The 23,186-nt window shown below is 48.9% G+C and carries 20 protein-coding genes and 2 pseudogenes; 8 read left to right on the forward strand and 14 right to left on the reverse strand.

The features are described from left to right. Nucleotides 1–77: 77 nt before the first annotated feature. From gntK to AC6EJC_RS21105, 3 genes are all read right to left on the reverse strand, one after another. Nucleotides 78–1,625, reverse strand: coding sequence for a gluconokinase (gene gntK / locus AC6EJC_RS21095; RefSeq protein ID WP_444955654.1), 1,548 nt, complete (start codon nucleotides 1,623–1,625; stop codon nucleotides 78–80). A gap of 41 nt (nucleotides 1,626–1,666) precedes the next feature. Then, nucleotides 1,667–3,028, reverse strand: coding sequence for a GntP family permease (locus AC6EJC_RS21100; protein ID WP_444955655.1), 1,362 nt, complete (start codon nucleotides 3,026–3,028; stop codon nucleotides 1,667–1,669). Nucleotides 3,029–3,161: 133 nt separating this feature from the next. After that, nucleotides 3,162–3,857, reverse strand: a complete 696-nt coding sequence (locus tag AC6EJC_RS21105) for a GntR family transcriptional regulator (RefSeq protein WP_444955656.1) — start codon at nucleotides 3,855–3,857, stop codon at nucleotides 3,162–3,164. A 193-nt stretch (nucleotides 3,858–4,050) separates the two neighbouring features. Between AC6EJC_RS21105 and map the strand changes: the two genes are divergently transcribed. After that, nucleotides 4,051–4,797, forward strand: a complete 747-nt coding sequence (gene map, locus AC6EJC_RS21110) for a type I methionyl aminopeptidase (RefSeq protein WP_023986734.1) — start codon at nucleotides 4,051–4,053, stop codon at nucleotides 4,795–4,797. Nucleotides 4,798–4,942: 145 nt separating this feature from the next. Here the strand turns inward: map and AC6EJC_RS21115 are convergent, their stop codons facing one another. After that, on the reverse strand, nucleotides 4,943–5,440 hold the full coding sequence (locus AC6EJC_RS21115; protein WP_444955657.1) for a CcdC family protein: 498 nt from the start codon (nucleotides 5,438–5,440) through the stop codon (nucleotides 4,943–4,945). 165 nt (nucleotides 5,441–5,605) lie between these two features. After that, on the reverse strand, nucleotides 5,606–6,082 hold the full coding sequence (locus tag AC6EJC_RS21120) for a disulfide oxidoreductase (protein WP_444955658.1): 477 nt from the start codon (nucleotides 6,080–6,082) through the stop codon (nucleotides 5,606–5,608). A 234-nt stretch (nucleotides 6,083–6,316) separates the two neighbouring features. Between AC6EJC_RS21120 and AC6EJC_RS21125 the strand changes: the two genes are divergently transcribed. Further along, on the forward strand, nucleotides 6,317–6,943 hold the full coding sequence (locus AC6EJC_RS21125; protein WP_444955659.1) for a nitroreductase family protein: 627 nt from the start codon (nucleotides 6,317–6,319) through the stop codon (nucleotides 6,941–6,943). Nucleotides 6,944–7,048: 105 nt separating this feature from the next. Here the strand turns inward: AC6EJC_RS21125 and mprF are convergent, their stop codons facing one another. Continuing rightward, nucleotides 7,049–9,691: a bifunctional lysylphosphatidylglycerol flippase/synthetase MprF gene (mprF, locus tag AC6EJC_RS21130; RefSeq protein WP_444955660.1), complete on the reverse strand. Its 2,643-nt coding sequence runs from the start codon at nucleotides 9,689–9,691 to the stop codon at nucleotides 7,049–7,051. Nucleotides 9,692–9,905: 214 nt separating this feature from the next. Here mprF and AC6EJC_RS21135 point away from each other — a divergent pair, with 214 nt between their 5' ends. Together AC6EJC_RS21135 and AC6EJC_RS21140 are read left to right on the forward strand one after the other, a co-directional pair. Beyond that, nucleotides 9,906–10,667 (forward strand): AAA family ATPase, encoded by a 762-nt coding sequence (locus tag AC6EJC_RS21135; protein WP_444955661.1) that lies wholly within the window; start codon nucleotides 9,906–9,908, stop codon nucleotides 10,665–10,667. A gap of 355 nt (nucleotides 10,668–11,022) precedes the next feature. Continuing rightward, nucleotides 11,023–12,246 carry an MFS transporter gene (locus AC6EJC_RS21140; protein WP_444955674.1) on the forward strand — a complete coding sequence of 408 codons (1,224 nt, stop codon included), beginning with the start codon at nucleotides 11,023–11,025 and terminating at the stop codon, nucleotides 12,244–12,246. Nucleotides 12,247–12,312: 66 nt separating this feature from the next. Here the strand turns inward: AC6EJC_RS21140 and bioC are convergent, their stop codons facing one another. The 5 genes from bioC to bioA form a co-directional block, all read right to left on the reverse strand. Next, on the reverse strand, nucleotides 12,313–13,179 hold the full coding sequence (bioC, locus tag AC6EJC_RS21145) for a malonyl-ACP O-methyltransferase BioC (RefSeq protein WP_444955662.1): 867 nt from the start codon (nucleotides 13,177–13,179) through the stop codon (nucleotides 12,313–12,315). Next, entirely contained in the window at nucleotides 13,169–13,900 is a 732-nt protein-coding gene (locus AC6EJC_RS21150) for an alpha/beta fold hydrolase (protein WP_444955663.1), read from the reverse strand. The genes bioC and AC6EJC_RS21150 overlap by 11 nt, the downstream gene beginning before the upstream one ends. Then, nucleotides 13,885–15,099 (reverse strand): 8-amino-7-oxononanoate synthase, encoded by a 1,215-nt coding sequence (gene bioF / locus AC6EJC_RS21155; RefSeq protein WP_444955664.1) that lies wholly within the window; start codon nucleotides 15,097–15,099, stop codon nucleotides 13,885–13,887. Before bioF ends, AC6EJC_RS21150 begins: the two co-directional genes overlap by 16 nt. Before the next feature lie 67 nt (nucleotides 15,100–15,166). Further along, nucleotides 15,167–15,886 carry a dethiobiotin synthase gene (gene bioD, locus AC6EJC_RS21160; protein WP_442436701.1) on the reverse strand — a complete coding sequence of 240 codons (720 nt, stop codon included), beginning with the start codon at nucleotides 15,884–15,886 and terminating at the stop codon, nucleotides 15,167–15,169. Then, on the reverse strand, nucleotides 15,883–17,253 hold the full coding sequence (gene bioA / locus AC6EJC_RS21165; protein WP_432421682.1) for an adenosylmethionine--8-amino-7-oxononanoate transaminase: 1,371 nt from the start codon (nucleotides 17,251–17,253) through the stop codon (nucleotides 15,883–15,885). The genes bioD and bioA overlap by 4 nt, the downstream gene beginning before the upstream one ends. A 176-nt stretch (nucleotides 17,254–17,429) precedes the next feature. Here bioA and AC6EJC_RS21170 point away from each other — a divergent pair, with 176 nt between their 5' ends. Further along, nucleotides 17,430–18,482 (forward strand): lactonase family protein, encoded by a 1,053-nt coding sequence (locus AC6EJC_RS21170; protein ID WP_444955665.1) that lies wholly within the window; start codon nucleotides 17,430–17,432, stop codon nucleotides 18,480–18,482. Nucleotides 18,483–18,600: 118 nt separating this feature from the next. Here AC6EJC_RS21170 and AC6EJC_RS21175 read toward each other — a convergent pair whose 3' ends face one another. After that, nucleotides 18,601–19,557 carry an ArsR/SmtB family transcription factor gene (locus tag AC6EJC_RS21175; RefSeq protein WP_444955666.1) on the reverse strand — a complete coding sequence of 319 codons (957 nt, stop codon included), beginning with the start codon at nucleotides 19,555–19,557 and terminating at the stop codon, nucleotides 18,601–18,603. Between the two features lie 274 nt (nucleotides 19,558–19,831). Then, nucleotides 19,832–20,800 (reverse strand): hypothetical protein, encoded by a 969-nt coding sequence (locus tag AC6EJC_RS21180; protein WP_444955667.1) that lies wholly within the window; start codon nucleotides 20,798–20,800, stop codon nucleotides 19,832–19,834. A 143-nt stretch (nucleotides 20,801–20,943) separates the two neighbouring features. Between AC6EJC_RS21180 and AC6EJC_RS21185 the strand changes: the two genes are divergently transcribed. The 3 genes and pseudogenes from AC6EJC_RS21185 to AC6EJC_RS21195 all read left to right on the forward strand — a co-directional run. Beyond that, nucleotides 20,944–21,417, forward strand: coding sequence for a GNAT family N-acetyltransferase (locus AC6EJC_RS21185; RefSeq protein ID WP_444955668.1), 474 nt, complete (start codon nucleotides 20,944–20,946; stop codon nucleotides 21,415–21,417). 85 nt (nucleotides 21,418–21,502) lie between these two features. Next, a complete protein-coding gene (locus AC6EJC_RS21190) occupies nucleotides 21,503–22,135 on the forward strand; it encodes an NAD(P)-dependent oxidoreductase (RefSeq protein WP_444955669.1) in 633 nt (210 codons plus the stop codon). A gap of 34 nt (nucleotides 22,136–22,169) precedes the next feature. Further along, nucleotides 22,170–23,084, forward strand: a pseudogene (locus AC6EJC_RS21195) (NAD(P)H-hydrate epimerase); the annotation flags it as partial. Here AC6EJC_RS21195 and AC6EJC_RS21200 read toward each other — a convergent pair. Next, a pseudogene (locus AC6EJC_RS21200) lies at nucleotides 23,084–23,186 on the reverse strand (stage V sporulation protein AD); the annotation flags it as partial. The pseudogenes AC6EJC_RS21195 and AC6EJC_RS21200 sit on opposite strands and share 1 nt — an antisense overlap.

A 23,186-nucleotide genomic window follows, 5' to 3' on the forward strand; every position in this document is an offset into this window, starting at 1 on the left:
CTTATCCTGTCCCGCTGTTATAGACAGGTTCTTATAAAACGGTAATACGCAACAGCGTTGGAACAGGTTGCACTAATTTAAGATTGTAAGGACTTGGCCTGAAATTCCGCAATATCCTTGAACTCTTCTTCGAATTTACGTGAAATGCGGATATAAATTGGCAGTAAATCGCGATAAATATCCACGTGTTCTGCTACAGGTTTGTGCTGGTGTGTGGTACCGATCATACCGGACACAGCATCCAGCGAATCAATCCGTCCCAGCGCGTGCAAGCCTAGAATAGCTGCGCCCAAGCATGAGCTTTCCAGACTTTCGGGGATAATGACTTCCTGATCGAAAATATCCGCCATGAGCTGTCTCCATAGCTCCGAGCGTGCAAATCCACCAGTGGCGTGAATGACTGACGGTCTGTCGATGACCTCTTCCATGGCGAGCATGACTGTGTACAAATTGAACAGCACACCCTCCAGAGCGGCCCGAATCATATGCTCTTTTTTGTGACGCAGGGACAGACCGAAGAAGGAGCCGCGTGCATTCGGGTCCCACAGGGGCGCACGTTCACCGGATAAATACGGAAGAAAGAGCAGACCGTCGGAGCCAGGACGTACCTGTTCCGCAATTTGGGTCAGCACATGATATGGATCAAGTCCCAGCCGTTTGGCGGTTTCCACCTCGGAGGCTGCAAATTCATCCCGTATCCAGCGGAACACTATACCTCCGTTGTTCACCGGGCCACCGATGACCCACAGCTTTTCGGTCAATGCGTAACAGAAAAAGCGTCCCTTGGCATCGGTCAGCGGCTTATCAACTACGGTACGGATGGCTCCGCTGGTGCCGATCGTGACAGCGACGACCCCAGGCTTGATCGCATTCACGCCAAGATTGGACAAGACGCCGTCGCTGGCTCCGATAACAAAAGGAGTCGTCTCCAGCAGGCCCATGTCATGCGCATAGGTCGCGTTCAGCCCTTTCAGCACATGAGTTGTCGGTACCAGCTCGGATAGCTGTTCCTTCGTCACACCTGCAATACGCAGCGCTTCCTCGTCCCAAGCCAGCTGCTGCAAATTCATGAGGCCGGTAGCGGATGCAATTGAATGATCCACGACATATTGCTGGAACAACCGGGCGAAGACGTATTCCTTAATGGAAATAAATTTGTACGTCTGTGCCGCAATGTCTGATAAATCCCGTGTAATCCACATCAGTTTCGTCAGTGGTGACATGGGATGAATAGGTGTCCCAGTGCGTAAGTAAATATCGTGTCCGTTGTATTCATGTTTGAGCGCTTCAGCCCATTTGGCGCTACGGTTATCTGCCCAGGTGATGGAGGCGGTCAGTGGTTTTCCGTTCTTATCCACCGCCAGTACGCTGTGCATGGCCGAACTGAAGGAGACGAACAGCACATGCTCGGCTGGCACTCCGCTTTGTTTCATGACCTCTTGCACCGTCGTCACGACAGCTTTGAAAATATCTTCCGGGTCCTGTTCTGCCGCATCCGGCTCAGGTGTATGGAGCGGGTAGCCTGCATGATGCTGGGCGGCAATATTGCCGTTTTCTTCGAAAAGCACCGCCTTGGTACTGGTCGTACCGATATCGACGCCGATCATATATCGGGTGTCTGTCATATTCAATCTCCCCTTCACTTACTGTTATTAGCTCATTATCGTTAAATTAACACACTCAGCAGCATAATCAAACCGAAAGCGACCAATGAGAGGATGGTTTCCATAACGGTCCATGATTTTAGAGTCTGCGGAACCGTCATATTGAAAAATTCTTTAATCATCCAAAAACCGGCATCATTCACATGAGACAGGATCAGCGAACCTGCCCCTGTAGCAAGGACGACCAGCTCGACATTCGCGCCAGGTGTGAGTGCCAGCACAGGCGCAACAATACCGGAGCCTGTCGTCATCGCGACCGTCGCGGACCCGGTGGCTATACGAATGAGCGCAGCGACCAGAAAAGCAAACACGATCACATTCATATGCGCCCCTGTAGCGACCGCAGCTATGGCCTGACCTACGCCGCTATCAATCAATACCGTTTTAAATGCACCGCCGCTGCCGATAATTAAGATAATGGAAGCAGTTGGTGCCAGACATTCGCTGGTAAAGCGGGACAAGTCCTCTTTCTTCAAGCCACGTGCATATCCAAGCGAGAAAAAAGAGAAAACAGCCGCAATCAGCAATGCCATAACCTCATCACCAATGAATTTGAAAAATAAAGTGAGTGAATGTGTATTGGTCGGGTCTACGATTTCAGCGACCGATCCGCTAAGCATGAGAATAACAGGCAGCAAAATGGTGAACAAAGTAATCCAAAAAGGAGGCAACGACCGTCCTGTCGTATTTCTGAACTGCTCATCCAGCCTCTCGGAAGGTCTGACCATGATTCTTTTGCCAATCCAAGCGCCGAAGACCGGGCCTGCAATAATGGCGGATGGAATGCCGACGATGAGTGCATATCCTATCGTACGTCCGATATTGGCGTTAAAGGCTTCAATCGCGATCATCGGAGCCGGGTGGGGTGGCAAAAGACCATGTACCGTCGATAGTCCTGCCAGCATCGGAATACCGATTTTCAGCAGAGACATATTCATTTTACGGGTAACCGTGAACAGGATGGGAATTAACAAAATAATACCAACCTCAAAAAATACCGGAATACCCACGATAAAGCCTACGATCATCATCGCCCAATGGACGCGTTTTTCACCAAAACGTTCCATGAGTGTGGTGGCGATGCGTTCGGCACCGCCGGATTCCGCCATCATTTTGCCGAGCATTGTGCCTAAACCGATCACGATGGCGATGGAGCCGAGCGTACTGCCGAGTCCCTTGGTGATGGAGGCAGTGACTTCATGTCCCGGCATCCCATTAACGAGTCCGAGAAATACCGACGAAAGCAGCAGTGAGACGAAGGGATTCCATTTGAATTTGGCAATCAGCAAAATCAAAAGAATGACGGTAACTAGCGCCCATATGAGCAGTGAAGCGTTATGGCTCAAGCCGAATAATGTGTTCATGAAGTAATGCCTCCTTATTCATATATGTGTAGATATATGTATACTTGTCGACAACTTTAGTTTAAAAGAGAACCGCGCCAGCTAGAAAACGCATAAAGCGCGGTACATCGGCTCTTTGTCACGTATGTTGCGGCTAGGACAATGTCTTTTGGTAGGGAGACAGGACGCTGTCGTTAACCGCGTTGCGGGTGTCTCGGTAATGATCCTCAATAAATCCGGCCAGCTCCTGAGCATTCCCTTGGTTTAAAGCGTTTGCAAAGGTGCGGTGTTTGTGAATCGTGACTTGGGATTCTTCGATGTTGGACGCAAATCGTTGTTCTGTCGCAGCTAGCATGACCGTCAGGATCAGTTGTCTCATGCCGTTCCAGGTATGAAGAATACGGGTATGACCAGCTTCCAGAACCAAAGCCTCATGAAAATTAAAATCCTGAAGAGAGAATTCAGCGACATCCCTGTGCTTGAGAGCGACTTCCATTTTGTCAATCATCTGATTTAAAGCGGTCACCAACTTGGTATTATCGCTATGTACATACCTTTGCACAACAAAATGCTCAATCAGCATTCGCACGTCGAATAACTCCTCCATATCACCAGGTGTCATGCCGATGACAATCGCCCCCATGCGCTCCAAGCGAATAAGCCCGTCGACAGAGAGTACTTTCAGGGCTTCACGCACAGGAGAACGACTGGTACCAAAATCGGCAGCAATCTGATTCTCAGATAGAACAGTGCCGGGTGTCTGCATGCCGCGTATAATCTGAAGCCGAAGTTCACAAGCAATCCTTTCCCCAAGCGATGCACCCTGTAACCAGGTTGTTGGATATTTCATAGGATACTCCTATCTTGGAAATGATTTTGCATATTTGTATACAAGTTACGGAGTATTATATACCCCGTTTAAGACCCTTGTAAACGGTGTTAACTGACATCGGTTCCATTTCGCTGCTTTTAGCGTTACAATAGAAGCAGAAAAAAGAAGCAGTGAAAAGTGGAACGAACACGGAAAAGAAGGAGACCGTTTAATGATTATCATTAAAACCAAAGAACAAATTGAAAATATGAAAAAAGCTGGCGATATTTTGGCTGCTTGCCACCGGGAAATTGCCAAAATGATCAAGCCAGGCATAACGACACTGGAAATTGACGCCTTCGCTGAATCATTTATGAAGAAGCATGGCGCAACACCAGAGCAAAAGGGTTATAACGGATACCAGTTTGCAACTTGTGGCTCACCTAACGATGTGATTTGCCACGGCTTTCCGAACAAGACACCGTTGAAGGACGGGGACATCGTGACGATTGACATGGTTGTGAACCTGAACGGCTGGCTGGCAGATTCCGCTTGGTCATATGCAGTGGGTAATGTGTCTGAGCAGGCACAAAAGCTGCTGGACGTTACCAAGGAATCTCTGTATAAAGGGATTGAGCAAGCTGTTATCGGTAACCGGATCGGAGATATTTCCCATGCGATTCAAACCTACGCGGAAGCGGAAGGCTTCTCGGTCGTACGCGAATTTATTGGGCACGGCATCGGGGAAGAAATGCATGAGCAACCGCAGGTTCCGCATTACGGACCTCCGCACCGTGGACCACGCTTGAAAGAAGGTATGGTCATTACAATTGAGCCAATGCTCAACACAGGCACATACCGCAGTAAAATTGATGCGGACGGCTGGACCGCACGCACGTTGGACGGCGGCTTGTCTGCGCAATACGAGCATACGCTGGCCATTACAGCAGACGGTCCGATCATTTTGACCCAGCAATAAAAGCAGACATCAATTTTACGGGAATGCATAATGTTGCCCCTAATAAACTAAAAAGACCAAAAAGGCACGGCCTCCTGTCGGGAGAACGTGTCTTTTTGGTCTATACAGCAACATGCGAGCATGCATGTAAAAATCCATTTGATAGTTAAATGCGGACTTCCGTCTCGTTCGGAACGAACTGACGATATTGAAAATACATACGAAGCCGCCAGTGTAACAAGGTCCCGAAGGCTAGTATGAAAAATAGCCCTGCTGTCTGCGGAATGGTAATGTAATGCTGAATAAATTCATGCAGCAGCAATCGGACGATCAGCAGGCTGATCAGGATGAAAAAGAAGGTACGCGAGCGTTGCACGAAAACCAGCCCTTCTTGCAACTCAAATTTGGTGCTGCGGATCAGCGGGTAGGAAAAAATAAACCAGCCGACCAGAAAAGCGCCTAGAGCCCAAAGCCAGGGAACCCGTACCTCCGGCACAACAAACATCATAAAACCGGTGCTCATGCCGAGCGGAGGGATGATGATTTTTTTGGCATTAACCGGGCGATGACCTGTCTTCATACGGATAAAAATAGCCGAAACAGCGATTAAGATCATACCGAAGGTTGCGCCATATTGCAGAAATGGGGTGCTGATATGAAACATGGACTGGGCCCCCTCTATAAGGAATATAAGCGTTATTGGACAGACTGCAAACCTTTTACATTATACCACATATGCAATGGATATATTTAGTTACAGTCTTTCCTCCAGCAAGCGGATTATACGCCTCTTGGTGGTAACTGGCCCCATAATCGGGTCTCTTTCATCTTATGCGAGTTCTTTTGCTTGTACCTCTCCCACAGCTGATTTTTTCTCCTGGCTCATGATATAACCCATCGCTGCAATAATAAGGATAAAGGCAATGAGTGCGAGAAAAGGAATGGTGATAAAATCGAACCAGTTCAGGTAATCTTGTTCACAGGATACTCTGCCACAGGAAGTTGAAGTTTGCGTGGCTGCTTTGGCGGCTGCATGGATACGCTGAATGGTAAAATGATAGGCCGAAATCGCGCCTCCAATGATAGCCAGCGGCATGACATAACGGCGTATCCCCGTATCCCCTCGAAAATATGCGATTCCGAGCATAAGGGTCAGGGGATACATCAGAATGCGCTGAAACCAACACAGCTTACAAGGCTCATACCCCAAAATTTCGCTGAGATACAGACTGCCCAATGTGGCCACACAAGCTACAGCCCAGGCGGCAAACAAAGCAATGTCCGTTTTTTTAAAAGATCCAATCATAGTAACGCTCCTTTTTTAATTCAAATGAGAACAAAATGAACTCACCCGTGTCTTGTCCCATCGGCGGGCATCTGCCGATATGAATGTCTTATCCGTATTGTACTGTATTTTGAGTGCAGGGTCATACTTAAACATATTGACATCATTCACTATCATTTTTATAATTGCAGTAGTTTGGGAAGTTAATAAGGATTTAAGTTAGATATATATTAAGAAATTAGGAGTGTGCCCAGAATGTCGAGCAGCAAAAAAAATGAAACCCTATCTGTTATTAGTGAAAGACACGCGGTAAAAAGCTATGTTAAGGATTTTAAATTGCCAGAGGAAGATTTGGAGGCTATTTTGACTGCGGCGATAGAAGCTCCTTCCGCTTGGAACCTTCAACATTGGAAATTTCTCGTCATCGAAAGCGAAGCGGACAAACAAAAATTGCTGCCTATCGCCTACAACCAGGGTCAAGTATTGGAAAGCTCCGTTACGATTGCTGTATTGGGTGATTTGGAAGCGAACCGTAACGCCGTCATTTATGATCAAGCGGTAGAAGCAGGTGCACTGCCAGCGGAAATCCGTGACGCATTGGTAGGTCAAATCAATGGCGCGTATCAAAACCCGCAAGTAGCTCGCGATGCAGCGATCCTGAACTCTGCTTTTGCTGCACAAAACATTATGCTGGCTGCTAAATCTCTGGGCTACGACACTTGCGCTATGGGCGGTTTCATTCCTGCACAATTGATCGAGCAATTCAATATTCCAGCACGTTACCTGCCAACCATGCTTATTAGTGTAGGTAAGGCACAAGTGCCGGCACGTCCATCAGGACGTTTCCCACTGTCTGAAGTGGTTGTAAAAGGCAGCTTCTAAGAAGATTTGAGAATGTAAAAGGGTGTCCCTGCAACCGTCATGGTTGGGGAACACCCTTTTTTTATATCGTGTTAGACTGTCAAAATCCTTTTGTTTAGCCTTCGTTTAGTCCGAGCGTTTGGACACGAGATATACCAGCTCCAGCGTCAGGATCGGCAGAAAGACAGAAGCCGGATATGCCAGATAGCGCGGCTCCCATTGCGGCTTGAACTTATCCTTAAAGCGCCGAAGCCCCTGAAAACCGTAAAAATGCCCCCCGTATTGAAAAACGAGTCGAGCCAGCTTTTCCTCGCGTAATGCCTTTTCGCTTTGTCCTACCTGAGACAGTGGTGCCATGCCCAGATTAAATGTCGTATACCCACTCTCCTTGGCCCACTCAATGACCCGTGTAAATAAGTAATCCATCGTGCCATTTGGCGTATCAGGCAGATGGCGCATCAGGTCAATGGAGACCGTCCGTCCATGATCGTAGGCAGGGGCCATCGTAGCGAAAGCGATGACCTTCCCTTCAGAGTCCTTTAGCAATGCAATCGGAGCCAACTGAAGATAGGGTTCTTTGAACCAGCCGAGTGAATATCCCTTCTCCTTGCGCCCGTCCAGCCAAATATTGGAAACATGACGCATCTCCTCAATCAGTGACGCCTCTACAGGCGGCTGGATGATTTCGAACGAGTAGCCTTCGCGGTCAAAGCGGTTTTTGGCGCTGCGTAGCGCCTGATTGCTTTTGCCCGTCAGTGTAAAGGATTCCAGCGGCACCAGCGCTTCCTCGCCCAGTTTGAAAAAGCGATAGCCGTTCTCGTGATAGATGGACAAATACTCCGGTGATGCCTGATAAAATACAGCCGTCAACGCATACCGATCTGCGAACCGTTGAAATTCCTGAATGGCTTCACTCACACGTTCTTTTGGACCGAGTGGGTCACCTAATACAATCAGTTTGTCCCGGCTGCGCGCATAGGGAATGACCACCTGTTCATTCTTGGTCCAATACAGATATTTATCGCCCAGAAAAAGCATATGAGAAACGAGATTACCACCCTGCCGTTCCAAAAATTCTTTTAGCTTATCCAGCTCCTGCTCGTCGGGTAGATTGGCGATGCTACGCTGAGGTCGAAGAAAGAAATATACCGTTAGGAATACCCATGCCAAAATCAGACTAAACACGGCGGTAACTCCGTAATCGCTGCGGTTCATAAAAAAGTCCAGATGGACCTTGGCATGCAAATGGCGCATAAAAGGAGTGTTGGAGCCAGCCCCAATGATAAAGTAAGCCCCGGTTACGAGTAGAGATAATCCACCCCATATTAAAATGTTGTGCCGATTCAGCGGTGCACTGACCCGATAAAACCGCGAACGCGAGATCCATAGCATTAACGCCACAAACAGTAGGAATAAGGCTTCTTCAAAATCTAGACCTTTAGTGAAGGTGAAAATAGCTCCTGTCAGCAGCAGTATCAATGTCAGCCGCAATGCTCTGCGAATACGCAGAGAGATTCCGTGGGACAGGACGACAAGCATAATCCCGATGATGACCGAGATTTCATGCGACAAGCGCATGACGGGCAGGCTGAGCAAATGCTCAGCAAAACGTAGCCGATATAACAGACCGGGCGTAGCTGCCGACAAAAGAAGCACCACGCCGGAGATGAGTACCAGCTTACCAAGCGCCCATACCCCTAGATCGGCCAAAAACCGGAATTGACCAGGCCAGCCCCATACCTTCTGCCAGGCATTAAGGGAGTAATCCCAGCCCGTCTCAGCTAGCTGATTCAGGCGCTCGTTACGTGGAATCATTTCCAGCGCGGCTAATACCAAGCCGATGAGCCACGGGATGATGTAATAAAAGACCCGAAAGACCAGCAGCACAGCCAGTGCCCGATCTGAGTTGGCTCCCGCCATTTGCAGCCCGAGCAGGGCAATGATGTCGAATGCCCCGACCCCTCCGGGTGCAAGACTGATCAACCCGGCAATCGCGGCTATCACATAAATGCCGAACACAGCATGCATGGGCAGTTCATGGAGCAAGTGCGAACCGATCCATGCAAAGGTAAGACCGGCCAGCAGCCATTCCAGCAGCGAAGCGCCAATGGAGGTGGAGATGGTGGACCAGGAAAGCTGTCCTTCTCCCTTGTTGAACCATGTGGCATACTGTTTGGAGCGCTGCATGATCAGAAATAGCGGCAGGTACAATGCCATTCCCCACAGTGCCCAATGAAGCCAAGGATGAGCATCCAGCACAGGCTGTACCGGATACAGATGGACAATGGCCCCCCAAGCCAGCAAAGATAGTCCGGTAATGACGACCGGCGAAAGAAATACGACGGCAGAGGTGATGACACCTAACGGCACACCGCTTTTTTTATACAGTACGGTGCGAAGTCCCGCCCCTGTAAAGCCTGCAAAACCAAAGACATTATTGAAGGTATTGGAGATCCAGGCGTAGCGAAATGTCGTCCCAGGCTTGACCTGAAGCTTGAAATGGTGCCTGATGACATAATCGTATGCGCTCATAGCCGCCACGGCTGCCAGTGAGAACAAGCCAATTTCGATGAGAAACGTGGCATCCATTCGCCGCAGCTCATGAAACATACGCGCCAGATTAAAGTCATTTAGTTCTCGTCCGGCCTCCCATATAATAAAAGCCAGTACAGCCAACGGTAGCAAAATACGTGTCAATCGCTGCCTGTAGATGGTCATCAAGAACTGTACGATTTTAAAGGATTGGATCGGTTTGTGATTTGACTTCATAGATTCACCTGCTTGAAAAAGAATGAAATAAAAACTGATCATGCACGAAGACTTCATGCCCACGATAAACAGGCTTTATATATTATACCTGTAATAATTGCTCGAATAACAACAGAAGGGTTACGAAAATGGGATTTCAGATTGATTGCTGTAAATAATTCCAATATAATGATGAAAAAACTAGTCATTTGCTTGGTGATGGAGCTGAACTGAAATGAGTATATGGGATCGCAATCTTTTTATACGTCGATTGGAATTGTTGTGGCCTCCAGACGCTGACAAGAGCCAATATCCTTTTAACTTAAAAGCTCTCCATCAGTGGAATGAACTCAAATTTCATCCTTCCGTTACCTATATTATTGGAGAAAACGGTGTAGGTAAATCGACGCTTATGGAGGCAATCGCAGTTGCGTGGGGATTTAATCCAGAGGGTGGCACCAAAAATTTTAATTTTTCTACACAGGCCACACATTCCTCGCTGCATGAGTATGTCCGACTGGTGAGAGGGATAGATAAGCCGCGGGATGGCTTCTTTTTCAGGGCCGAGAGCTACTATAACGTGGCGACTCATATTGACGAGCTGGATCGAGAAGGAAGAGGTCGCCCCATTCGAGACTCCTACGGGGGAAAATCGCTGCATGAGCAGTCGCATGGCGAGTCTTTTTTTGCAGCATTTGTGCATCGCTTTGGCGGGCAGGGATTGTATATTTTGGATGAACCGGAGGCGGCGTTATCACCTTTGCGCCAGATGGGCATGCTTGCACGTATTCACGAACTCGTACAGCAGGGTTCACAATTTATCATTTCTACGCATTCCCCGATTTTGATGGCCTATCCCGACTCCATCCTGTATCATCTGACACATGAAGGAATCGAAACCCGGACGCTGGAGGAAACCGATCATTTTATCATCACGAAACAATTTCTGAATAACAAGGAAAAGATGATACAGGAGCTATTCGAAGATCCCCAATAAGGAATAGGGGAGCTCGTTAGCGGGGAGTATGCGGTGACTCGTTTTCAGGGAGATCGGGAACGACTGAACACTATTTATGATGACCTGTTTGCTTGGTAGGATCGTAATGGCTATGAGCGTAATACTGCGCAGGGGGCATATTGAATCGAGTCGAATCGGTTGAAGCCTGTGAATCCTTTATGAGAGGGACAACCCCGTCATTTCGGGTTGTTCCTTTTTGCTGTCCTGTTGGAGGAAACATTCAGGGTTATCGGAAGTATTTTATGATTGTTATTTGCTGTCCGCTCTATTAATATAATGGAGAGTTTTGCAGAAATGGTTGCAAAATAAGATTTTCGTATACGAAATAAAGAAGCTGAGGAGGACAAAACGCAACATGTCAGATTCACAACAGTTAAAAATGGGACCGCTGGTCATTTTGATGATTAATATGTTTATTGCCATGCTGGGAATCGGCCTCATTATTCCGATCCTCCCCAAGTTTATGAGTTCTTTGGGAGGCAGTGGTGAAACGGGAGGTTATTTGGTTGCCGTATTTGGCTTGACCCAATTTCTGTTTTCGCCGTTAGCTGGAGAATGGTCCGATAAATACGGACGTAAAAAAATGATTATTATCGGTTTGGTAATCATGACGGCGTCCTCTGTATTGTTTGCTATTGGGGAATCATTGACGATACTGTATATTTCCCGTTTGCTGGGAGGCGCGGGGGCTGCCTTTATGATTCCACCGATGATGGCTTATATTGCCGACATTACAACGGTACACAATCGCGGTAGAGGAATGGGCTTACTGGGCGCGGCCATGTCTCTTGGTTTTGTTATCGGCCCTGGTGTGGGCGGCTTGCTGGCGGATATCTCAATACGCACGCCTTTATATGTTTCGGCTGGCGTATCGGGCCTGGCTGCGCTGATCTCATTGATTTTGCTGCCCGAAACCTTGTCGTTGGACAAGCAGCTTAAATTTCGGAATGTCAAGGTCAAGCGCGATAATGTGATTAAGCAGTTTGCACTTTCATTCCGCAAGCCGTATTTTATGCTGTTGATTATGGTATTCACGTTAACCTTTGGCCTGACGCATTTTGAAACGATGTTTCCTTTCTTTGTGACGGGCAAGTTTCATTACAATGAGCGTGATATTGCTATCATTATTACAGTAGGCGCGCTTGTCGGAACCGTGATTCAAGCTGTGGTAATTAGCCCGATGTTGAACCGTTTTGGCGAAAAAGGTGTCATCATCGGTTCCTTTCTGTTTTCGGCGATTTCCCTTGTACTTATGCTGCTCTCCGGCAACTTTTATTATGTACTCGGGGTATCACTCATCTTCTTTACCGCTACGTCGTTGCTGCGGCCAGCCATTAATACTGCTTTATCCAAAATAGCTGGGGATGAGCAGGGAGTTGCAGCCGGGATGAACAATGCTTATATGAGTATTGGTAATATTCTGGGACCAGCGCTCGCGGGTACATTGTTCGAGGTGCATATCAATTTGCCGTACATTTTTGGAGCGGTCATTCTCATTCTTAGTTTGGGGCTGGCTGTAAAATGGAACAGCAGAGATACTCAAACCACAGCGGTTTAATATTATTGAAAAGCAGGACGTTTCTTGAACGAAACGTCCTGCTTTTTTGATTTGTGACCTTAAAGATCATTCAGTTGTTGATGCCTGAATAAGTATAATATCATAAGTCGCTGCAACACCTTCCGGCGTGCTGAAACGATCTTCATACTCTTTATACAGGCTGGTGAACAGACGCCGTGACCCGAGACTGCCGGAAATAACGGCTTCTGAAGTACTAGCTCCCAGCGCTTTTACAGATAATAGAAAATCCCTTGGTGAAGCGTATTCTTCCGTTAACAGCTTACATTTATATTGAATATTGGAGAAACCAGCTGTTGTTAATGAATCTTTCCATTGATTTGCAGATTGAAACGAGAGTCCGTGCCTCTGGGGCATCATATCTTCAGCACGGTAAACCTCTTCAAAAGCCGTATGCAACTCGTGGAAGGTACCTGGCCCGAAGGTTGCGAATGCGAGTACCCCTCCGGGGCGAAGCAGTCGGTAAAGGTAATTCAGTGTTTGCTGCGGCTGGCTCAACCATTGGAAACAAGCGCTGGAAACGATGAGATCGAACGAAGAGGCAGGAGTGTTGGCTGCCCATACTTCGACATCGGCAAGCAAAAAGTGAATATCAGATGATGGTCTATCGTTCGAGCCTGCAGGGTTTGCAGTACTCAGCACACGCTGTTCAGCGGCCAGAATCATTGCAGGTGCAATATCCAGCGCAGTAATAGATGAGTGCAGCCATCTGTTCATCAAAATTTCAGTTAGAATACCGGTGCCACATCCGATCTCAAGCATGCTGAGTTTGTTGGAATCATCGGCATTTGTTTGTTGCATAAGAAATTCTGCAAGCATGTCCGCCATGGTGCGCTGCACATGGGCATGAGTATCATACAACCCTGCCGCGCTGTGGTTAAATTGCCGTGCAATAGTTGCTTTTCTACTGATCATGCCACCAACTCCTAATTAATTCAGCCATAGGTGCCTCCCTTCCCAAAAACGGAGCATGTCCGCTATCGGGTATGGCTAGTAGTTTTGCCTGAGGCAATTGCATGAGCAACTCCTCTGCTGCCTCGTAAGGGCAAATCTGATCTTCGGTACCGTGTATAAGAAGAACCGGACAATGAATTGCCGGAAGTCGAGAGAGGCATTCCACATGACGGAGGGTTTCAAGCCCCGCGATGAGTGCCGGAGTTGTCCAGTTGCCTATGAGGGAACGATGGTTCCTGAGATCCGATGCTGTTTCCAAGTCCGTAAACATCATCTGACTGAATTTGCTCTCTATAGCCTGCCGATCTCTTTGGAGCCCGGTAATCATCTGCCTAACATAGATGTCTGCCCAGCCGCGATTCTGTTGTTCTTTAGGACGGGTAAACCTGGCTGTTGCTGAAAAAAGTACAAGTCCATCTGCCAGTTTCTGATCCGCGAGTTTCAATGCCAATAACCCGCCCAGTGACCAGCCTCCTATCAGAAAAGGACCGGAGCATGAGGAAAGCAGACCTTTCGCTGCAGTTTCGGTCAAATGCAGTATCTCCTCGGAGGAAGCGGCAGCGCTGTAATCTACAGAAATATGATGAAAATCAGGGAGAAGCCCGCGAAGCTGATCAAAGACCTTATTCGACATACTCCACCCGGTCAGCCACAGGATGGTGCCACCTAATTCTGACGGCATGATTCCAAAACCCCCAGTTGAAGTCCTAGTCTGCAAATTTTCGTAACGGCATCTGTCAGCTCCTCCAGGGAATGTACAGCCGATAAAGAGAAGCGAATTCGCGCAGTACCCTCGGGTACTGTTGGAGGACGAATGGCTATCGCTGCAATACCTTCGTTTTCCAGAGCACTGCTAAATAGCAGAGCCTCATGATTATGTTCTAGGATCACGGGCACAATTGCAGAATCTCCGTTACCGATGTTAAAACCCGCATCACATAATGAGGAACGAAAAAATTCGCTTGCCGCGATCAGCCGTTCACGACGCCAGTGTTCTGTTTGTATCAGCTTCAATGCTTGGGCAGCCCCAGCTATAAGAGAAGGGGGGAGTGCCGTTGAATAGATAAGCGGCCTGGCCTTATTTATCAGCCATCTGATGAGCGTCTCGTTTCCACAAACATAAGCTCCGTAGATCCCAAACGATTTGCTGAGCGTTCCCATATGAATATCCACATTACTTGTTACCCCAAGTGCAGAGATCAATCCCTCGCCACGTGAACCGTAAATCCCTCCGCTATGTGCCTCGTCAACCATCAGCAGAGCATTATACTCCCGTTTGAGCGCAACAAGGTCGATCAGGCGCGCCTGATCACCATCCATGGAAAAGACTGCGTCCGTCACGATTAGCTTCCGCCGTTTATCACGGAATTTATGCAATAAGGCACGCAAATGCTCCATATCGTTATGGCGATACCGTGCATGCTCGGCGCGGCTCAAAATAATGCCGTCGACTATGCTGGCATGGTTGAACTGGTCGCTGAATACCACATCGCCGCGGCCCACAAGCGCGCTAATGACACCAACATTGGCTGTATACCCGTTTGCGAAGACAAGTGCCGCATCACAGTTTTGCCATTCTGCCAACGCTTTTTCAAGCTGTGCATATGGCTGCCGATTGCCGGTTACAAGCCTGGAGGCACCGGCGCCGGCTCCTTCCTTGAGGAGTGCATCACGCATCGCTTCAATAATGGCAGGATGCTGGGCAAGCCCCAGATAGTCATTCGAGGACAAGTCGAGTAGTGCTCGTCCGCCATGCATCACATAACCAGGACTTTCGGAGATAGGGACATGGGTATGCAAGCGGCGTTCCATTGATGCGTGGTGTAATGCCTCAAGTTCTTTTTTCATCCAAAGGATGATCATCACCGCCTTGTAGAGCATCTAATTTCATTTCCATTTCAAAGCCTGAGACCTCAATTGTTGTTATGTCCATCATTCCCCGAGAGGATTATATGGACAATGCTTGCCTGATCGGTGCTAATTGAATGGTTCTTCGAACAGAATGGATAAGCATCTCGGTATTTGCCTCGTCATGTAAGTATGGAAAATGTCCAAGGACCTTCAGGCCGCCGCTGTAGCGTTCGATGAGTTCTGTATTTGTCACGGCACTTGGATCATCCAGGGCGTCAATACATTCGCTGTTGTTCATAATGATGCCTACAATCGGGATTCCGCGCTGCTGTAAGGAGGAAATGGTCAAAAGTGTATGATTAATTGTACCCAGACCGGATCTGGCCACGATCAGAACGGGTACGTGAAGCATAGAAATCAGGTCAATCACCAGCGCGTCATCGGTCAGCGGTACAGCGACCCCGCCTGCCCCTTCAATAAGCAGTGCTTGATAACGTTTGATAAGTGGTTCTCCTGCGGCGATAATCTCCTTAAGACTAAGCGTCACACCCGTCTGCTTGGCGGCAAGCATTGGGGCCAGCGGTGCTTCGAACGTAAAAGGTGCTACAGCCTCGGGGCGTTCACAGATGCCTGTGCTTTGCAGCAGACGTTCGGCATCCGTTGCTCCGCTGCCAAGAAGGCCGCCGGACTGCACCGGCTTCCAGACACCTGCATTCAGGCCTTCTGTACGCAGCGTAGCGGCAAGCGCCGATGTCACAATTGTCTTCCCAACACTGGTATCCGTACCGGTTATAAACATTCCCCGTAGTGTGCTCATGTCGTTAATCCATTTTCGGTGACGTCAATAATGGATGCTGCCAAAATATCTGTCATGGCATCCAACTCATCCTCTGTGCTAGCAAGAGGGGGGATAAATACGACAACATTGCCAAGCGGTCTTGTAAGCATTCCAAGTTCTCTTGCACGCTCGGCAGCGCGAACTCCGATCCGATCTGCCCAATCGTATGGCTCGCGTGAAGCCTTATCACGTACGAGTTCGATCCCGATCATCAGACCCTTTTGCCGAATTTCACCGACATGTGGCCGTTCTTTAAGTGCCATAAGCTTTTGCTGGACCAATGAGGCCTTTGCTATTACGCCTGTTAGCATATCCCGCTCCTCGATTCGTTTTAGACTGGCTAAAGCAACGGCACAGCCAAGTGGGTTTCCAGTAAAGGAGTGTCCGTGGAAAAATGTTTTTTGCTCTTGATAATCGGCATAGAAGGCATCGTATATCTCGTCAGTCGCAAGTGTCGCGGCGACGGGCAAGTAGCCGCCAGTGAGTCCTTTGCCGACAACCATCAGATCAGGCGAAACGCCTTCCAGATCGCAGGCAAACATGGCTCCTGTACGACCGAAGCCTGTTGCAACTTCGTCCGCGATGAGAAGTACGTGGTGTTTACGGCAAAGCAAGGCCATTTCCCGCAAACAGCCTGGCGGCATGATAATCATTCCTGCCGCTCCCTGCACGATCGGCTCCACCATGAGAGCTGCTATTTCATCCCCACGAGTCTCAAGCAGATTGCGTAAAGCGGTTAAAGTAGACTCCATTGCACCCGCTGCGCTGCCTTTGTGGCGGTAAGCATAAGGATAAGGAATGGTCTCTGTGGGAAACAACATAGGTCGAAACACATCATGATACAGGGGAATCGCGCCGACGCTGACTGCCCCGATTGTATCCCCATGGTACGCTTGATTCATCGTAATAAATGTCTTTTTCTCATGTACTCCGCGGTTGTGCCAGTATTGAAACGCCATTTTGATTGCGATTTCAACACCAGTTGCTCCTGAATCGGAGTAAAACACTTTGTTTAAACCCTTGGGGGTGATTCTCACCAGCTTCTCAGCCAGTTCGATGGCAGGTATATTCGCCATTCCCAGCAGTGTAGAGTGGGCGACCCGATCTAACTGATCAGTGATTGCCTGATTCAGTTCCGGTACATTGTGCCCGTGTACATTAAGCCAAACAGACGAGAATCCGTCATAAAAAGACCGACCCTGGATATCATACAGTTTGACACCTTGACCACGTTCAATAATAAGAGGGTCCAACTTGTTGTAATCTTTCATTTGAGTAAAGGGAAGCCATAAGTGCGCCTTATTCATGGCGGCGAGACGTTCATAGTGCGTAATGATGATCACCATCCTTCGCCAATCTATTATTTTAATTGTCAACCAAATTGAATTTAATGTGGTTGACAATTAACTTTAACAATATAACAAAACGAAAAGTTTGTGTAAAGAGAATCAAAGTGCACTTTGGAGTCGATTATGGGTAATAATGCAAGACAACGCAGCAATCGGAGGGAGGCGTAAGCTGAATGAATGAACGAAGTGAGCAGTTATTTTATACAGGAACTTATGCGTCTCGTGAGGAAAGAGGAATTTATGTATGTGCTTTGCGTATAGAAAACGGTGATCTGCGTATTATCGGAGGTGTGGAAGGGATTGATAGACCTTCTTTTCTGGCACTACACCCGGATGGGGCGAAGCTGTATGCTGCCAGTGAAACAGAAGAAGGTGAGCTGTTTGCGTATCAGGTGAATACCCAGACGGGGGAATTACATCCTCTGGATCGAAAAGGGACGGAGGGAGCGCATACTTGTTATGTCTCCGTGACAACGGATGGACGATATGTGCTGGCTTCTAACTATTCAGGTGGCAATGCCGTTGTATTCTCTGCGACGGAGGCTGGAGGGTTGGGAGACATGTCGGGGCAGGTTCAGCATACCGGCTCAGGTATTCGACAGGACCGCCAGGATGTGGCACATCCGCATTCGATTATTCCGGATCCTTCAGGGCAGTATGCCCTGGTATGCGATCTGGGGCTGGATCAGATTGTGGTATACCGTTTGACGGAGGATGGGAAACTGGTGACCCATCGTGAAATAGATTTGCCACCCGGTTCCGGTCCGCGACATCTGGTTTTTCATCCTTCGCGTCCCTATGCTTTTGTCGCCAATGAGTTGAACAATACCGTCGCTGTGTTTGGTTATAACGAACGTAATGGTGAGCTTACATTGCTGCAAAGCCTGTCTACACTGCCAGAAGGCATTATAAATGTAGAAAATACAGCCGCAGATATTCGGATTACGCCCTGTGGACGCTTTTTGTATGTGTCAAACCGGGGCCATAACAGCATCGTGCTGTACCATGTCGATCTGGACAGCGGCAAGCTGAAGGCGGTTGAATGGGTCGAGACTTTCGGCAGTACTCCGCGTAACTTCAACATCCTGTCCGGTTATCTGGTAGTGGCGAATCAGGATGGAAACAACATCGTATCCTTTGCCATCCATGGTGATGATGGACGGCTGACCCGAACGGGATTTGTGCTGGAAGTTCCTTCACCTGTATGTATTGAACCTGGACGCTAATCACATAGCGCATGGCAAAAGAGTACGTAAAAGAGGATGAAAAATAAAACACGGCGCTTTGTCTCCCATGAAAGGCATGGGCAAAACGCCGTGTTCAGGTCTTGAAGTGGTCTAAAAGCTATTTGCTGCTATCGCCAGCTTCTACCGTTGCTGTTTTGGTATGGTTTTCCGCAGGTTTGTAGTACAAACGGAACAGGATATCCTGATTGTAGTTACCAAATCCGGTACCGAACAGGGTAACCCCTCCAACATGCTGGGCATCATCCAGTATGGCAATGCGGAATTTCCATTGCTTCTGATCAATCAGCACTTGGTTTAAAGTCACGTCGGATATCTGCTTGCCATCCATAAAGGTACCCTCGGACGTAACACGAAGTCTTTTAAGCAGACCGTATTGATTGATAAAATCAGGCCACCATGCAGGTGTGTATTTACCACGGTTATCTCCGAAATCCCCTGGGCTGGTCCATGTACCCAAATTCACATCATTTAGGAAAAAAGTGATGTCTGAAGGCCAATTATCATTGGTAAAAGGGGCCTCGGATGATAGTTCCATCGAAATTTCCAGTTCCTCAGCTTTTTGGCTGGACAGTAGGAAATTCGGCACCTTATAATCCATATATCCTTGGCTAAACCACAGAATTTTGGAATTGAAGCGCTCAGGGTCCAAGAACGAACGAGGCTCATCGAATTCTCCGATGATCTTTTCGACGGTGGCCAGTCCGCAGGTCGCCTGAATTTCAAAATCTGTAAAGTGTCCGACGGAAATCTCCGTCTGATGGAATTGCCGTACATCCTGCTGATAGCGTGGCATAGCGATTTCAATTTTGTCCGTTGCCAGTGAGCACACTTTCTGAACCCCGCCTCGTCCTGGCAGCATTTTGGTCGAAATAATGGACGCTCTCTCCAGCTTCTTGACATGCATCGTCATAATCGCACTGCTGAGTCCCAACGCTTCCGCCAGCTCACGTATATTCATAGGCTTCTCCGCAAGCAGAACAATCATGTTCAGCCGAACCTCACTGGCCAGCGCTTCATAAACGGGAAGTGATTTTTCAGAAATGTCCAGTTGCATAGTTCCTCCAATTCTAACGCACATCATAAATTGATGGTAGTTTAACATATATGGATTTTTTTCAATATTCATACATAAAAAACGATATGATTTACATTTATATAAACAATATACCCTTTCCTTGATCGCCGGCACAAGCCTAACCCCTCAAAAAGTCCAAAATTGTTCAAAAAACAGGACACCCCATAAACTCTTTCTTTTGGTTGTTGGGATGTCCTGTGGTGGTATGTGATTTGCAGGGTGGATACGGAATAGAGTCATGCGCCACTGGCGTTTAGGACCGGATATGTTCTTCTGCCAAAGAAGAGTCTGCTGTTTTATCTTTGTCTGCTGCTTGTAAATCCTGATGTTGAGAAGCATCGGCCTTCATCAAGCCGGGATGACCAACATAAGGACGATCACTGCGCGAGCGGCCTCGGGTAAGTCGGAAGCCAATCAAGAACAGCACAAGCTGTACAGCCAGTATGTAGGGAGACGCTTCCGGTCCGATCCATTGAAAAAGGGCGACAGCGGCGATTACCATGCATAACAGGCTTGTTGGAAAATGGGATGCCGTCACGTCCAGATCATTTTGTCTGCGCAGGGTCATCAGCCGATATACATACAGCAGGGCGATCAAGCCGGAAACGAACCTCATCCATGCACACGCTATAAGCCATGAGACAGATTGTGCAGTGTCGGGCAGACTAACATCGACAGGGCTGGAGGCTATCAGTTCCACAACTAGTCTTGAGATCAACCAGACGATTCCTGCCAGCGCCAACGGGCCGGCTGCTGGGCGCAATAGCTTCCACAATGCCGTTCCCCAGCCTGGAGCATGAGATTCCAGCAGAACAAGACGCCGTTCCTCGATAAGTTTGTTCATTTCACGCTCCAGTGATTTAAGAAGTAATTCTCTGCGGAACGTATCACATTCCCGGAGGGATGCTTGAACCTGCTCTTGAAGGTGAGGGGTTAAATAGGGAGCAGCCTTGGCTTCCTGAAGAGCATGGATGAGTCCGTTCTGGTGTTGCTGCTTTTCGCTGTTATTGATACTGTTCTGGGTAGAGGTTTGGAGATAACCAGCTAACCGTCCATAGATACGCAGCGATTCCTGTAATTCTTCCAGCCGCTGCTGGCGCGAATTTCGAAGCTGGGCTGCACTGTGAACATACAGCCATACCAGCAAGGACAACGCCAGCAGGAAGGCAATCAGACCGGGTGAGATATATGCAGCTAACGCTGCGAAGTCCGTCGGGGACACCCGCAATCCCTCCTTCCATTGTTCTTTCTACACTATTGCACAGACCACACAGGCATTTCAAGGGCTTGTATACCTCTGACCAAGATATATAAAGTATTTTTTGGTAAAATAGACAAGATTACAAGCAGGAAGAGGAGATTCGCATGAATAAAAATATAGAAATTGCAACAGAACAACATAAGACATCGAATCAACCGTACGGGCAGCTTAGCGTAGAATACGCCATTCCATCCGTCGAGGAGTATCGGGCGTTACGCAAAGAAGCTGGTTTGACACAAATCACGGAAGAAGCGGCAGCCAAGGGCCTGCCGAACAGTCTATTTGCTGTGACGCTGCGGCTTGGGCAGGAGTTGATCGGAATGGGCCGGGTCAGCGGTGATGGGGGTGTTTTTTTTCTGGTTACAGATATTGCAGTCAAGCCTTCCCATCAGGGGAAAGGCTATGGGCGTAAGCTTATGGAAGAGATTATGGAGTATTTAAGACGGGAAGTTCCGGCGGGCAGCTTTGTGACGCTGATCGCGGATAAGCCGGCTGACCGCTTGTATGCGCAATTCGGATTCCAACTGGTCAGTCCAAGGTCGGAAGGGATGTACTGGCGCCAGTCGGGCGGGCTGTAAGCTGATATGCTGTACGGGTTTAAGCTGGAGATAAAACGGATAAATAATAGTAAGTAGATTATAGACAGGAAGAAGGCATATTTATATGAAAGTTATTATTTTTGGAGCAACAGGAACAATTGGTCAGGCGTTAGTAAAGGAAGCAATCAAGCGCAAGTATAAGGTAACGGCGGCGGTGCGCGATCCGCAACGTGTGACCGAGCAAAGTGAATATTTGACGGTTGTTCAAGCGGATATTCTAAATCCGAATTCCGTTACGGATGTGGCCAAAGGGCACGATGCTATCATTAGCGCGTACGGTCCCAAGTTTGGAGCCGAGGAAGAATTGCTCGAAGCAACTCGTTCTTTGCTGGAAGGAACTCGGCGTTCCGGCGCGGAGCGCATACTTGTCGTTGGTGGAGCGGGAAGTCTGAAAACAGAAAACGGTGAACGCCTAATGGATACCGCTGAATTTCCAGAGGAAGTAAAGCCGCTGGCGGCTGCGCATGCTGCTGCACTGGAGCTGTACCGCGCTGCGGATGTAGACTGGACATATTGTAGTCCTGCCGGAATTATTGAGTTGGGAAAACGTACAGGACAGTTCCGTATTGGTTTGGATCATTTGGTGGTTGACGAATTAGGTCATAGTCGTATCTCGGTCGAAGATTATGCAGTAGCCCTGATTGATGAATTAGTAGAAGGAGAATTTGTCAATTCTCGTTTTACGGTCGGATATTAATAAACAGGGATGGCAATACGGGAGGCGAAAAAGCATGTATATGGTGACCGCCGAAGAAATGCGGCAACTGGATCGGTACACGATTGACAAGCTGGGTATCCCGGCCCTTATCTTGATGGAAAATGCCGGGCGCGCGGTGGCTGACGAGGTATTGAAGCTTTGTGCTGAGAGATTGTTAGGGGCGCAGAGGATAGAAGAGGTCACCCACACAGGACCGGGGGATATACCGGGACATGGCGGTATTATACGGACGGAGTCGTGGAGCCAAGGGCGACATGACGTACGGGAACCAGAACACTGGTATATCCTCGTAGGTAAAGGCAACAACGGCGGTGACGGACTGGTGGCAGCCCGCCATCTGACGGATGCAGGCCTGCGCGTCACCGTTGTGTACGTCGAGCCGCCAGACACGCTGCGCGGCGAAGCGGCTGCGCAGCGCGATATTATCGCGGCTTTGGATATCCCGTTTATCCTCTATGGCCGGGATACCCTCGACCTGCGCGGCGCCTCCGGCATCGTCGATGCCCTGCTGGGCACGGGCACGCAAGGCCCGCCGCGCGAACCATACGCCTCGCTGATCCGCGAGGCCAATGCCAGCGGCGCGCCACTCGTGTCGGTAGACGTACCTAGCGGCCTCGACGCCGACACAGGTGCGCTGCACGAGCCGTGCATTCGTGCAAGTGTCACCGTATGCCTCGCCTACTTGAAGCGTGGGCTCGTTCAATTCCCGGGCGCCGGGACCGCAGGTGATGTGGTGGTACGCTACATCGGTATCCCGCCCGGCCTTGCCCGTGAGTGCGGCGTGCAGCTGCGGCTCCTGATCCGCGACACGTTGCGCGACGCGCTGGACGTGGATGTAAGCCGCAGCCGTGTGCCGGACGGGCACAAGGGCACCTACGGCCACGTTCTTGTTGCAGCCGGAAGCCTGCGCATGAGCGGCGCGGTCCTGCGAAACGATCGCTGCACCGGCACCAGTTACGGTATATTGGGCAGTTGGCGGCTTTTGTGAACCGTATTCTGTCGGATACCGGAACTGCTTCTCTACGCTTGA

The sequence above is a fragment of the Paenibacillus sp. TY11 genome (assembly GCF_059772165.1).

What these genes read in the sequence shown, in the direction of transcription:
- gntK (WP_444955654.1), bottom strand. Translation starts at nt 1,625, where the DNA reads ATGACAGACACCCGATATATGATCGGCGTCGATATCGGTACGACCAGT.
- AC6EJC_RS21100 (WP_444955655.1), bottom strand. Translation starts at nt 3,028, where the DNA reads ATGAACACATTATTCGGCTTGAGCCATAACGCTTCACTGCTCATATGG.
- AC6EJC_RS21105 (WP_444955656.1), bottom strand. Translation starts at nt 3,857, where the DNA reads ATGAAATATCCAACAACCTGGTTACAGGGTGCATCGCTTGGGGAAAGG.
- map (WP_023986734.1), top strand. Translation starts at nt 4,051, where the DNA reads ATGATTATCATTAAAACCAAAGAACAAATTGAAAATATGAAAAAAGCT.
- AC6EJC_RS21115 (WP_444955657.1), bottom strand. Translation starts at nt 5,440, where the DNA reads ATGTTTCATATCAGCACCCCATTTCTGCAATATGGCGCAACCTTCGGT.
- AC6EJC_RS21120 (WP_444955658.1), bottom strand. Translation starts at nt 6,082, where the DNA reads ATGATTGGATCTTTTAAAAAAACGGACATTGCTTTGTTTGCCGCCTGG.
- AC6EJC_RS21125 (WP_444955659.1), top strand. Translation starts at nt 6,317, where the DNA reads ATGTCGAGCAGCAAAAAAAATGAAACCCTATCTGTTATTAGTGAAAGA.
- mprF (WP_444955660.1), bottom strand. Translation starts at nt 9,691, where the DNA reads ATGAAGTCAAATCACAAACCGATCCAATCCTTTAAAATCGTACAGTTC.
- AC6EJC_RS21135 (WP_444955661.1), top strand. Translation starts at nt 9,906, where the DNA reads ATGAGTATATGGGATCGCAATCTTTTTATACGTCGATTGGAATTGTTG.
- bioC (WP_444955662.1), bottom strand. Translation starts at nt 13,179, where the DNA reads ATGATCAGTAGAAAAGCAACTATTGCACGGCAATTTAACCACAGCGCG.
- AC6EJC_RS21150 (WP_444955663.1), bottom strand. Translation starts at nt 13,900, where the DNA reads ATGCCGTCAGAATTAGGTGGCACCATCCTGTGGCTGACCGGGTGGAGT.
- bioF (WP_444955664.1), bottom strand. Translation starts at nt 15,099, where the DNA reads ATGCTCTACAAGGCGGTGATGATCATCCTTTGGATGAAAAAAGAACTT.
- bioD (WP_442436701.1), bottom strand. Translation starts at nt 15,886, where the DNA reads ATGAGCACACTACGGGGAATGTTTATAACCGGTACGGATACCAGTGTT.
- bioA (WP_432421682.1), bottom strand. Translation starts at nt 17,253, where the DNA reads ATGGTGATCATCATTACGCACTATGAACGTCTCGCCGCCATGAATAAG.
- AC6EJC_RS21170 (WP_444955665.1), top strand. Translation starts at nt 17,430, where the DNA reads ATGAATGAACGAAGTGAGCAGTTATTTTATACAGGAACTTATGCGTCT.
- AC6EJC_RS21175 (WP_444955666.1), bottom strand. Translation starts at nt 19,557, where the DNA reads ATGCAACTGGACATTTCTGAAAAATCACTTCCCGTTTATGAAGCGCTG.
- AC6EJC_RS21185 (WP_444955668.1), top strand. Translation starts at nt 20,944, where the DNA reads ATGAATAAAAATATAGAAATTGCAACAGAACAACATAAGACATCGAAT.
- AC6EJC_RS21190 (WP_444955669.1), top strand. Translation starts at nt 21,503, where the DNA reads ATGAAAGTTATTATTTTTGGAGCAACAGGAACAATTGGTCAGGCGTTA.